The sequence below is a fragment of the Rhizobium mulingense genome, from assembly GCF_029194105.1.
Taxonomy (GTDB): Bacteria; Pseudomonadota; Alphaproteobacteria; order Rhizobiales; family Rhizobiaceae; genus Rhizobium; species Rhizobium mulingense.
The window spans coordinates 46,400-59,413 of sequence record NZ_JARFVE010000012.1 but is presented as its reverse complement, the minus strand read 5'-3'; the positions used below and the strand labels follow the sequence as shown (position 1 = coordinate 59,413).

8 protein-coding genes are annotated in these 13,014 nt (G+C 61.0%); all 8 read left to right on the top strand.

Going from position 1 to position 13,014, the window contains the following annotated elements:
- Positions 1-1,035 carry a Gfo/Idh/MocA family protein gene (locus PYR71_RS23825; RefSeq protein WP_275621087.1) on the top strand — a complete coding sequence of 345 codons (1,035 nt, stop codon included), beginning with the start codon at positions 1-3 and terminating at the stop codon, positions 1,033-1,035.
- Entirely contained in the window at positions 1,032-2,876 is a 1,845-nt protein-coding gene (gene apnL / locus PYR71_RS23820) for a D-apionate lactonase (RefSeq protein ID WP_275621086.1), read from the top strand. Before PYR71_RS23825 ends, apnL begins: the two co-directional genes overlap by 4 nt.
- Before the next feature lie 56 nt (positions 2,877-2,932).
- Positions 2,933-3,937: a dihydroxyacetone kinase subunit DhaK gene (locus tag PYR71_RS23815; protein WP_275621085.1), complete on the top strand. Its 1,005-nt coding sequence runs from the start codon at positions 2,933-2,935 to the stop codon at positions 3,935-3,937.
- A 3-nt stretch (positions 3,938-3,940) separates the two neighbouring features.
- On the top strand, positions 3,941-4,621 hold the full coding sequence (gene dhaL / locus PYR71_RS23810) for a dihydroxyacetone kinase subunit DhaL (RefSeq protein ID WP_275621084.1): 681 nt from the start codon (positions 3,941-3,943) through the stop codon (positions 4,619-4,621).
- Between the two features lie 28 nt (positions 4,622-4,649).
- Positions 4,650-4,772 carry a hypothetical protein gene (locus PYR71_RS23805; protein ID WP_275621083.1) on the top strand — a complete coding sequence of 41 codons (123 nt, stop codon included), beginning with the start codon at positions 4,650-4,652 and terminating at the stop codon, positions 4,770-4,772.
- Between the two features lie 371 nt (positions 4,773-5,143).
- Entirely contained in the window at positions 5,144-5,782 is a 639-nt protein-coding gene (locus PYR71_RS23800) for a LysE family translocator (RefSeq protein WP_275621082.1), read from the top strand.
- Positions 5,783-5,879: 97 nt separating this feature from the next.
- The gene (locus PYR71_RS23795) at positions 5,880-6,077 is read left to right on the top strand and encodes a HigA family addiction module antitoxin (RefSeq protein ID WP_416340312.1); all 198 of its coding nucleotides are present in this window, start codon (positions 5,880-5,882) and stop codon (positions 6,075-6,077) included.
- A gap of 947 nt (positions 6,078-7,024) precedes the next feature.
- Complete coding sequence (locus PYR71_RS23790; RefSeq protein WP_275621081.1) at positions 7,025-12,973, top strand: AAA family ATPase; 5,949 nt, start codon at positions 7,025-7,027, stop codon at positions 12,971-12,973.
- Positions 12,974-13,014 lie beyond the last annotated feature (41 nt).

The following is a 13,014-nucleotide window of genomic DNA, read 5'->3' as shown; positions in this document are numbered from 1 at the left end:
ATGACCGGATTGAAAGGCGCGTTGATCGGCTGCGGCTTCTTTGCGATCAACCAGATGCATGCCTGGAACGATGTCGACGGTGCCGAGATCGTCGCCGTCTGCGACCGCGATCCGGAGCGGCTGAAGCTCGTCGGCGATCAGTTCGGCGTCGAGCGGCGCTACAGCGATGCCGAGACAATGTTTGCCGATGGCGGCTTCGATTTCGTCGATATCGCCACGACAGTTCAAAGCCACCGTGCGCTGGTGGAAATGGCTGCGAGGAATAAGATCCCCGCCATCTGCCAGAAGCCCTTCGCCAAGACGCTGGACGATGCCAAGGCGATGGTCGAGGCCTGCCGGGCCGCCGGCGTGGCGCTGATGGTGCACGAGAATTTCCGCTGGCAGACGCCGATCCAGGCGGTGCGCAAGGCGCTCGATGCCGGCGCCATCGGCACGCCCTTCTGGGGCCGCTTCTCCTTCCGCTCGGGCTATGACGTCTTTTCCGGCCAGCCTTATCTCGCCGAAGGCGAGCGCTTCATCATCGAAGATCTCGGCATCCATACGCTCGATATCGCCCGCTATATCCTCGGCGACGTCAGCGCGCTGACCGCCCGCACCAAGCGGGTCAACCCTGGGATTAAGGGTGAGGATGTCGCGACCATCCTGCTCGATCACGTAAACGGCGCGACCTCGGTCGTCGACGTCAGCTACGCCACGAAGCTTTCGAAAGAGCCCTTCCCCGAGACACTGATCGAACTCGACGGCTCCGAAGGCACGATCCGCCTCAGCCAGGGTTACGGCCTGGAGATCACCAACGGCAGGGGCACGACCGTCATGGATGTCTCGCCGAAACTGCTGTCCTGGGCCTCGCGGCCCTGGCACAATATCCAGGAAAGCGTCTATGCGATTGAGCAGCATTGGGTCGACCAGCTCAGGCGCGGCGCCGAGCATTCGACCTCGGGCGCCGACAATCTGAAGACCTTCGCCCTCGTCGAGGCCGCTTATGACAGCGCCGCGCGCGGCCAGACGATCGATGTCAGGGCGATGCTGCGATGACGACCGATGCGTTCCAGCTCTACGGCACCCGCGCTGGAGAAAAGTCGCCGGTCCGTCTGACGGCGGGAAAGTTGACGGCCGATCTCGCCGACGGCAACCTTCGCTCGATCCGTTACGACGGAACCGAAGTGCTGCGGGCGATTTCCTATCTCGTCCGCGACCGGGATTGGGGCACCTACAGTCCTGACATCGCCGACCTCAGGATCGAGCAGGGCGAGGATCGGTTCGAGGTGACTTATCGGGCTCGCTGCCAGGGCCCTGATGAGACGACGCTCGTGATCGACGTCCGCATCAGCGGCAATCAGGACAGGCTCGATTTCGAGGCCGAAGCCCAGAGCGGGACCGGCTTCGAGACCAACCGCTGCGGCTTCTGCATCCTGCATCCGATCGTCGGCGTTGCCGGTTCGCCGGCGACGGTCGAGCATGTCGACGGACAGATCGCGGCGACGCGTTTTCCTGATCTCATCGAGCCCTGGCAGCCCTTCAAGGACATGCGCGCCATCACCCATCAGGTCATGCCAGGCGTTACCGCAGAATGCCGGATGGAGGGCGACATTTTCGAGATGGAGGATCAGCGTAACTGGTCCGATGCCTCGTACAAGACCTATGTCAGGCCGCTCGCTTTGCCCTGGCCTTATCAAATCCCGGCCAATCAGCCCGCCCGGCAGAAGACGTCGCTCCTCATCAGGGATATCAGCCGCTCCGTTGCGCCTTCAGACCCGGCGCAGAGCGGAGTCATAAGGCTCGAAATCGGCGTAGGGACCGGCGCCATGCCGGATATCGGCGTGATCGTGACGCCCGAGGAGGCCGATGAGACGCTGGCGGCGGGGTCCCTCCTATCGGAGATCGCGCCCCGGGAACTGCTCTTCCATTTCGATCCAGTCGCCGGGCACGGCCTTGAGGCGCTGAAAAACTTTGCCGCGATCGCCACTCTCCATCCCGGCCGCTCGACGCTGGAGATCGCGCTTCCCTGCAAATGGTCGCCGGCAGTCGAGGCAGCCGAGATCGCGCGGCAGATGCAGATCGTAGGCCTTCGTCCGGATGCGATCCTGATCTCGCCTTCCGTCGACCGGCAGTCGACGCCGCCCGGCAGCAAATGGCCGGACTGCCCTCCGCTCGAAGAGGTCTATGCCGCGGCGCGCGCCGCCTTCCCCGGTATCCGCATCGGCGGCGGCATGCTCAGCTATTTCACCGAGCTCAATCGCAAACGTGTGCCGGCGGGCGAGATCGATTTCGTCAGCCATTGCACCAATCCGATCGTGCATGCGGCCGACGATCTCAGCGTCATGCAGACATTGGAAGCGCTGCCCTTCATCACGCGCTCCGTCCGCGCGATCTACGGCGACAAGCCGTATCGCATCGGCCCGTCCACGATCCCGATGCGGCAAAATCCCTATGGCAGCCGCACGATGGACAATACCGCCGGTGGACGCATTCCGATGGCCAACCGCGACCCTCGCCACAACGGCCGTTTCGCCGAGGCCTTCGCGCTCGGCTATGCGATCCGCGTGCTGGATGCCGGTCTCGAATGCCTGACGCTTTCGGCGCTGACCGGCCCTTTCGGATTGATCGCCGGTCCAGATGAACCGGTCGAACGAGGCGGGCGGCGGCCGCTCTTCAACACGGTGCGGACCTTGTCGGCACTGGCAGGCGCCTCCTGGCAGGAATGCATGTCGTCTTCGCCCTCCGAAGTGCTGTCTTTCGTGGCGCGGGATGCCGCTGGCGCCAAGCTCTACATGGTCAATCTCACAGGCGAAGAGCGAAGTGTGGATGGCGGCCCATTGGCCGAAGAGCTGCGGCTCGCGCCCTTCGCAACGGTCGCTTTGCCGCTGGCGGATTGACCTCTGGCCCGCCCGCCGCATCTATGCAGAGGGAGCTCGTTCTGGGGAGGATCGGCGTGAAGACGAAGAAGCTTATCAATGCGGGGACGAATGCCGTCGATGAGATGCTGCAAGGGGTTCTCGCGGCGCATCCCGAGCACCTCTATGCCGTGGACAGCATGCCGCGCGCCATCATTGCCAGAAACGGGCCGCGCAAGGGCAAGGTCGGGCTGGTGATCGGCGGCGGCTCCGGGCACGAGCCGACATTCCTCGGCTATGTCGGCAAGGGGCTCGCCGATGCCGCCGCGATCGGCAACGTCTTCGCCTCGCCGCCGCCCGATCCGATCATGGCCTGCGCCATGGCCGTCGACGGCGGCGTCGGCGTGCTATTCATGTACGGCAATTATGCCGGCGACGTCATGAACTTCGACATGGCCGCGGAAATGCTGGCGCTCGACGACATCGCGGTGCGCACCGTTCTGACCACTGACGATGTCGCGTCCGCCCCAGCCGATCAGAAGGACAGGCGGCGCGGCGTGGCGGGCAATGTCTTCATCTTCAAGGCGGTCGGCGCTGCCTGCGATCTTCTCTATTCCTTCGACGAGGCCGAGCGCGCCGCCCGCCATGCCAATGCGCGCACCTATACGATGGGCGTGGCGCTCTCGCCCTGCTCGCTGCCCCAGACCTTGAAACCGAACTTCCAGATCGGCGAGGAGGAGATGGAGATCGGCATGGGCATCCACGGCGAGCCCGGCGTGGCGCGCGGGCCGCTGAAGACGGCCGATGCGGTGACCGACGAACTGATGGACAATCTTCTCCAGGAGATGAAAGTCGAGCGGGGTGATCGTGTCGCCGTGCTCGTCAATTCGCTGGGCTCGACGCCGATGATGGAGCTCTACATAATGATGCGGCGGGTGAAGGCGCGGTGCGACGAGGCCGGCCTCGTCATCCATACTTCGCTCGTCGGCAATTACTGCACCTCGCTCGAAATGGCCGGCGCCTCGGTCACGCTCATGCATCTCGACGACGAACTCCGGCGGCTGATCGACCATCCCTGCGATTGCGCCATGTTCAGGAGGTGATCGATGGCGATCACGACCAAAGATCTGCAGCGTCTCTTTGACCTGATCGCCGAAGATATCGCGGCGCATCGCGACCATCTCTGCGAGCTGGACGGCGCGATCGGCGACGGTGATCACGGCCTTGCCATGGACGCCGGCTGTGAGGCCGCGGCCAAGGCGGTCGCTGCGCTCGATCCCGGGCAGGCGGCGCCGACGGCCGCCTTCAATGCGGCTGCAAAGGCATTCCTGAACGCGGTCGGCGCATCATCGGGCCCGCTCTATGCAACGGCCTTCATGCGTGCCGGAGCCGCGGTCAAGGACAGGCCGGACCTCCGCGACGAGGAATTCGTGCGCGCTTTCGCTGCGATGGCTGCGGGCATCCAAGAGCGCGGCAAGACCGAACCCGGCCAAAAGACCATGGTCGATGCCTGGAAGCCCGCGGCCGATGCGGCGCTCGATGCCTTGGCATCTGGAGCCTCCCTTAAGCAATGCTTCGGTCTGGCGGAGCGGGCAGCGCTCCAGGGCTGCGAGGCGACCCGGGACATGACGGCGGCAAAGGGGCGGGCATCGCGGCTGGGGGACCGGGTGATTGGCCACATCGATCCAGGCGCGGCATCAGCGGCCATAATCATCGCTTCCTTCACGAGATTTACCATCATCATGATAGATAGCTCATATATCAGTTGGCATGCAAACGTGCGATAAGGGTTCGGCTTATCAAGAGGAGGACGTCATGCTTCTCCCAATCGGCGGCGGCGCCGATCCTATCGGCGAAATTGAACGCGTCGAGTTCTGCTACAGGCGCAGTGCAAAGATGGAAACCACCTCAGAGCAGCGTGCTTCGTGGGAGCATTGATGAGCTGCGCAACGATGCGCACCCCATCGTTTTCCTTGCACGCGCTGCCCTCGTCATTGGTAAGATTGTCTGTGGTGGCGTGCGAAGGCTTTGCAATCAACGCCAGGGTTCATCTGCAACCTTTCGCCAGATGAATGTGCTGCCTAAGCCACCTCGATCAAAAGCAGAGCGAGATCCACGCTGCCGCCTTGAGCCGGTGATACAGATTGACGCGGCCCATCGGCATAGCACTAACGCGCGGGGAGTATCTCGGTGCTATTACCGCGGGCCAGATCAATTGCCGCGCTTGGGCCGGCACACGGGCAGCAGTGAAATCCAGAATTGGCGACAGGTCTCGAAACGGCATTGGCTTTCGCCTGGGAATGTGAATATTGAGCAAACAAAGTTTCTTGGAGCTTTTGATGACGCTTTCTGGCTTTCTGGCCTATTCGGGCGCGCTCGCCATCGCCGCGATCATACCAGGTCCGCAGATCGTTGCCATTATAGCGCAGGCTCTCCACTCGGGATACCGCAGGGCAGCATGGATGACTGCCGGGATGGTGATCGGCGACGTGATCTATCTTTCGTCGGCGTTGGCGGGGCTGGCCTATATCGCAGCGACCTTCACCACACTGCTAATCGTCATCAAATGGACTGGCGTCGTCTACCTATGCTGGCTCGCCTATCGATTCTGGAACGCTCCCAACTCGCTGCTGCCGCAGCATAGATCCTCCACCGCAGGCGGCGTGTTCGCCTCCGGCATTCTGGTGACCCTGGGCAATCCAAAATCGGTATTGTTCTACGTATCCCTTCTGCCGACAGTCGTGGACGTGAATGGGCTATCGAGCACGGATATCATCCTGCTGCTTGCCATGACGGCCGTGATCCTGGCAGTTGCCCAGTATCCCTTCGCACTCGCCGGCGCCCGGGCGCGAATGGCACTTACATCGCCAAGGGCGATGTCTATGATGAACCGGAGTGCTGCCTTTTGCATGGGAGGCGCAGCGGTAGCTATCGCGACACGCAGTTAGTCCTCTACAACTGGCTTGAGTCACAACGGTATCCATAGGCCACGGTCAGCGATCCTCACAGATCACCCCTGTGTAACACTTCACTTTCGATAAGCGCATTCCCTATCGGCGCATCGAACGTATTGCGGCGGAGCAAACATCGATTCCGACGTATACCGCACTGCGCCTCGCAAAGTACTTCCGCACGACGCCGGAGTTTTGGATGAACATGCAAGCCAGCTTCGACCTCAAGACAGAGGAAATAGCACTTCGTAGCGAACTCGAGCTGATCCGGGAAATCGACAGAGCAGCATAGCCGGGCCCTGCCGACGCCCGGAACAATTCCAGTCGATCCATTATGCGATCTTCCTGGCCTAAAACGTGAACTCTATGGCAAAAAGCCGGTCGTTGGCCTTGAAAGCTCTCACCGTGCCAGAACCGTTGACCCCGGTTTTTCACTCTCAATGGTGTAAGAGGTGTTTATGGAACTTCAACTGCTTCGCTTGATTCCGGTGGCTACGATCACTACGAGTGTACCAACAGCACATCATTCTCAATCTCGTTAACAATACGAGATGCCACTGCCCCGGGGGAAGATTCAGTACGCACGTCTGGCCATGGGTGCCTATGATGACGAGATCTATGTCACCCTCGTCCGCCCAGCCCGGCGCATTGCTGCGCTTCCCCCGAAGGCGTTCGAGCATATTGCGCGTCATCTGAAGCGCGTTGAGCTCCTGTTCGGCCCGCTTGCAAAATTAAAGAGGTTGCGCCACTCGCTGCAGATAGCCTCCAATGGGATGCTCGCGGCTGGGTGATCAGCACGAAAGAGGGCGACCTCCTGATACATCCGGCAGAATTGGTTTGGTTTAGGAATCGGGCGAAAGGGCTAAACAAATATACTTCGGCATAATAGCGAGGGCACTCTAGGCGGAGTTAATGTTGCAACGGCCCTAAAAGAGACACCCTCCCATCACGGGCCGACTTGCCGCGCCGGCGTTTTGCTTGACCGCGAGACCTTCACCCTTGCCGGCGCGGCGCTTTTTCAAGCATGAAACCGTGTTGCCGCAGCTTTGCTCGTCGCGAAACTGACTTAACAACATGCACCGGAACCTGAGTCGGAGGAAGATCAACCGAGATGCGACCGCTTCGATAATCCGAAGCATAGGCTCGTTGACATGAGAGGGAAGTCGGTGAAGCTTGATTGGATCTGCGATGCCTGCACCTCAGATGGTATGCGGGCAGCATCGAAGCGAGCGGTGTGCCATGGACGACACGGTCAAAGATGCGCAGAAGACCAGGAAGAACATGTTCGGGCGGAAGCGCGCTGTCGCTTCCATCGGCCAGCAGACTTCGACTGACCTTCGGTACCACGAGCCACAATCCTCCTGGAGTGACGGCGATCGCATCTTTACACGAGAGCTGATCCGGAGCAGCGACGGCGCATCAAAAGCCGTTCTGAGGGTGCAGCTTGCAGCCGAACATCCGAGTCGAACCAGCCTCGACAGACTGGCCCACGAATATCGCCTGAAAGATGAACTCGACCGGCAGTGGGCAGCCAAACCGCTGGATTTCAAAACCGAAAATGGTCGTACCATACTCGTCCTCGAAGATTGCGGCGGCGTGCCCCTTCCGCAGTTGATGGGACGGCACAGCCGTGGCATGGCCGGCGAACTCACTGTCTTTTTGCGTCTTGCCAAGAGCATTGCGGCGGCAGTCGGCAAGGCTCACGGATGCGGCCTCATTCACAGGGACATCAAGCCGGCGAATATACTGGCGGACGAGGCGGACGGGCGAGTCCGTCTCACGGGCTTCGGAGTGGCGTCGCATCTTTCTCGTGAGCGCCAGTCCGCCGAGCCCCCTGAGGTCATTGCTGGCAGCCTCGCATACATGGCGCCCGAACAGACCGGCCGCATGAACCGATCGGTGGACTCGCGTAGTGACCTCTACGCCATCGGCATCACGCTATACGAAATGATCACCGGCCAGTTGCCGTTCACTGCTTCGGAGCCGATGGAATGGGTGCACTGCCACGTTGCCAGGCGACCGGTGCCGCCGTCCGAGCGTGTAAGAGGGCTACCAGGCGTTATCTCGGCGATCGTGATGAAGCTGCTCGCCAAGAACGCAGAGGAACGCTACCAGACGGCCGCCGGGCTAGAGGCGGATCTGCGACGTGCCCTCGTCGAGAGCGAGAAGTATGGGCGGATCGCAGATTTTCCGCTCGGGACACGCGATGTGCCGGACAGACTGGTAATTCCCGAGCGGCCCTATGGCCGCGAACGCGAGATCGCCGCCCTAACCTCCGCATTCGACCGGGTCGTCGCGGGCGCTGGGCCGACGCTGGTGCTGGTTTCGGGTCATGCCGGCGTGGGCAAATCGATGGTCGTGAATGAGCTCCACCGCGCTCTCGTGCCGCCGCGTGGGGTGTTTGCCTCCGGCAAATTCGACCAGAACCAGCGTCACATCCCTTATGCGAGCGTAGCGCAGGCCCTGCAAGGCCTCGTCCGAGGGCTGCTGGGCAAGAGTGAAGCGGAACTCGTGCCCTGGCGCGCTGCTTTAACCGAAGAATTGGGCGCGAGCGGTCGCCTGATGGTAACGCTTATTCCGGAACTTGAATCTCTCATCGGGCGGCTTCCAGCGATTGCGGATTTGCCGCCTCAGGACGCCAAACGCCGCTTCCAGTTGAACATCAGGCGCCTACTGCGAGTGTTTGCAACAGCAGAACATCCGCTCACGCTGTTTCTAGACGATCTCCAATGGTTGGACGCAGCAACGCTCGATCTGCTTGAAGATTTGTGCACCCAGCAGGATATGCGTCACCTGCTGCTCATTGGCGCGTATCGCGACAACGAAGTATCGTCCACCCATCCGCTGATCCGCCGGCTGACAGCGATCCGGGAGGCCGGTGGCCAAGTGCATGAAATCGTACTGACACCGCTTAGGCTGGAAGATCTGACCCGGATGCTGGCCGACGCTCTTCATTGCGGAAGCAAGCGTGCCCAGCCGCTTGCGCGGCTAGTGCACAAGAAGAGCGGAGGCAATCCTTTCTTCGCACTCCAGTTCCTGAGCACGCTGCCGGAGGAAGGCCTGCTCGAATTCAATCGCGAACAGACGCACTGGGATTGGGATCTCGATCGCATACGAGCCAAAGGCTATACCGATAACGTCGTGGATCTTATGCTAAGCAAGCTGCGGCGCCTGCCCGATACCACGCAGGCTGCCCTGAACATGCTAGCGTGTCTCGGCAATCACGCGGCGGTTGATACCCTGGCTCTGATCCGGAGCGAAAATCACGACGCTGTTCATGCAGCCTTTTGGGCAGCGGCGCGGGCCGGACTCGTGCTGCTTGAAGAGGGGTCATCATACCGCTTCCTGCATGATCGTGTTCAGGAGGCCGCGTATGGGCTGATCCCTGAAGATGAGCGGGCGGCAGCGCATCTTTCCATTGGGCGCCTCCTGCTGATGCATACGCCGCCGCAGGCACTCGAGGATAATATTTTCGAGATTGTCGGCCAACTCAACTGCGGCGGCGCGCTCATCGCGCCCGGTGAAGAGCGCGAGCGTGTCGCGGACTTGAACCTGCTTGCCACTCGCCGCGCCAAGGCGTCGGCTGCATACGAATCGGCGCTTTCCTATGCCGGCACGGGTGCGGCTTACCTGCCGGACGATGCCTGGGAGCGCCGATACGAACTCGCTTTCGCCCTCGAACTCCACAGGGCCGAATGCGAATTCTTGACCGGCTCACCGGCGGAGGCGCAGGCCCGCCTCGCAGAACTGGCAAGCCGCGCCACCAGCCTCGCCGATCTGGCCCGCGTCACGCGCCTGCGCGTCGACCTTTTCATGAGCCTGGGTCGAAGCGATCAGGCCATCATATTCGGCCTCGACTACCTGCACCGGGTCGGCATTTCGTGGTCGTCCCACCCGACCAGGAGCCAGGTGCGCCAGGAATACGCGCGGCTTTGGCGACAACTCGGGGGCCGCCCTATCGAAGCGCTGCTTAACTCGCCCCCTATGGCGGACCCGGTCGCGCTCGCGACCATGGACGTTCTGACTTCACTTGTCACTCCGGCCCTGTTTACCAACGAGAATCTGCGCTGCCTTGTTATCGGGCGAATGGGCAACATCAGCCTCAAGCACGGCAACAGCGACACATCCCCTTATGCCTTCACTGCTGTGGGCACGGTGCTCGGGCCCTATTTCGGCAACTATGAAGCCGGTTTTCGGTTCGGCCTGCTCGGACTGGACCTGACGGAACAGCCCGGAATGGAACGCCTGAAACCACGAGTCTACCTCGCCTTCGGTAACCTTGCGAAATCGTCATCGCGTCATGTCCGCACCGGCCGTGCACTTGCGCAGCGCGTGTTCGAAACGGCACAGCAGGTCGGCGATCTCACCTACGCCGTCTTGAGCCGAAATAACCTTGTGACGTATCTTCTGGCCGCTGGCGAGCCCCTCTCGCAGGTTCAGCGCGATGCGGAAGCCGGTCTGGACTTCGCGCGTCAGGCCGGCTTCGGAGTCGCCGTCGGTTTCATCAGCGGGCAGCTCCAACTCATCCGAACACTTCGCGGGCTCACGCCAATCTTCGGATGCTTCAACGATGAAGGGTTCGACGAGCAGCAATTCGAACTTAAGACCGACGGCAAGCCGGGTAGTTGCCTGTACTGGATCCGCAAGCTACAGGCATGTGTATTTGCCGGAGATACCTCCACAGCACTTTCGGCAGCGGCGAAAGCAGAAAGCCTCCTCTGGATGACGCCCGCTATTTTCGAGCGGGCGGAATTTCATTTCTACACCGGCCTTTCTTTGGCCTCTGCTTTGCAAGGATCGACTACTGAAACAGCTCTTTATCGCAGGGCCATACGCGCTCACCGCCGGCAGCTCGACACTTGGGCCGCGCACTCTCCGGAGAATTTCGCAAGCCGCGCAACATTGCTTGGCGCAGAAATCGCCCGCTTGGGAAGCCGTGAGTTGCATGCCGAGCGCCTCTATGAACAGGCGATCCAGTTGGCGAATGCGCACACGCTCCCACACGATGAGGCGATCGCGTATGAGCGCGCTTCCGCCTTTTACCGGGCGCGCGGCTTCGATCAGATTGCTCGCCTCTATCTTCAAAACGCCCGTCGCTGTTATCTCAGGTGGGGAGCCGACGGCAAGGTGCGGCAGCTAGAAGAAGCCTATCCCCAATTGCGGGATGGACAATCGGCGCCGGCTGCAACAAGCACGATCGAGGCGCCGATCGAGCATCTCGACCTCGCCACCGTCATCAAGGTGTCGCAAGCAGTCTCCAGCGAAATCGTCGTCGACAAGCTGATCGATACGGTGCTGCGAATGGCCGTCGAGCAGGCGGGAGCCGAACGTGGCCTTCTGATCCTGTCGCGTGGCGGCGAACCGCGGATTGCCGCTGAGGCGACGATCCGCGGCGAAGCGGTCCTGATAGAGTTGCGTAATGAGGCCATCACCGGCGTGATGCCGGAATCAGTTCTCAACTACGTCATGCGTATGCGGGAAATCGTGAGCCTCGACGATGCGTCGGTTGAAAACGCCTTTGCGGCCGATCCCTATATCCGCCATCGCGCGGCTAGATCCATTCTCTGTTTGCCGCTGATCAATCACGCGAAGCTGATCGGTGCGCTGTATCTGGAAAACACCCTGGCGGGCCGTGTCTTCGCGCCGGGGCGCATTCCGGTGTTGAAGCTGATCGCCTCGCAAGCCGCCAGCACGCTCGAAATCACCGGACTTTACCGCGACCTGGCAGAACGTGAAGCGCGAATAGGCCGGCTTGTCGAAGCGAACATCATCGGAATTTTTATCCGAGATATCGGCGGTCGGATTATCGAGGCAAACGAGGCGTTCCTGCAAATGGTGGGCTACAGCCGTGACGAACTCTTGGCAGGTCAGCTGCTCGATAAAGAGCTGACACCGCCGGAATGGCGCGAGCGTGACGCCCAAGCCGAGGCCGAGCTGAGAGTGACCGGCAGCGTCCGCGCCTTTGAAAAGGTGTACCAGCGAAAGGACGGCGGTCACGTACCCGTGATGATCGGTGAGGCAAGTTTCGCGGGGGCCGGGAGCCAGGCCGTGGCCTTCGTGCTCGACCTGTCCGAGAGCAAGCGAGCAGAGGAGAGGCTGCGAGCAAGCGAAACTCGCTTTCGGACCTTCGTCGACCATGCCACCGATGCCTTTTTCCTCCATACCGACGATCTGACCGTCATAGACGTCAACCGCCAAGCCTGTGAAAGCCTCGGTTACAGCCGGGAGGAATTGATTGGCATGCACCCGCGCGACTTTGACGGAGCTATCGACGAAAAGGCGCTTGCGACATTGGTGGATCGCGTCGACGCAGGACAGCCAATGACTTTCGAAACGCTCCACCGGCGTAAGGACGGAACAACGTTTCCAGTCGAGGTTCACGTCGGAAAATTCCGACAGCAAGAGCAATGGTTTCGTCTTTCGCTGGCGCGTGACATCACCGACCGCAGGCAAGCCGAGGATGCTATTCAGCTTGCGCGAGCAGAACTTGCCCATGTAAGCAGGCTGACCACTATGGGAGAACTTGTAGCCTCCATCGCGCACGAGGTCAGACAGCCGCTCACCGGGCTAGTCGGCAGCGGCAATGCCTGCCTTCGCTATCTCGACGCAGATCCCCGTGACATCGTCTCCGCCCGTCGCGCCATCGAGCGCATGATCAGCGACGCTTTTCGCGCATCCGAGGTCATCGACCGGATTCGGGCAATGGCGAAGAAATCCCCCGAACGCAGGGACCGGCTGAACCTCAACGATATCGTGTCCGAGACGATTGCGCTGGTGTCCACGGACCTAGAACGTAGCGCGGTGTCGCTTCGTACAAACCTCTCCGACGGCTTGCCCCCGATCGTAGGGGACCAAGTGCAAATCCAGCAGGTGATCCTGAACCTTATCGTGAACGCCAACGACGCGATGGCGGCGATGCCAAAAGGAGCGCGCGAACTCATCATAAGCACTGAAAAGGCAGCACCCAATACCGTTTTAGTGGCAGTCCGCGATAGCGGCCCTATCCTCGACCTGGCGAAGATCGGCGATATATTCGAGGCATTCTACAGTACCAAACCCAAGGGTATGGGCATGGGCCTGACGATCAGTCGTTCGATCATAGAGGCTCACAAGGGCAAACTCTGGGCCACGCCAAACGAGCCCCATGGTGCCATTTTTCAGTTTACATTACCAACCGAGGAGAAATAATGGATCCATGTCCGGGGCGCCGCCTGACCGGCGCAAAATTT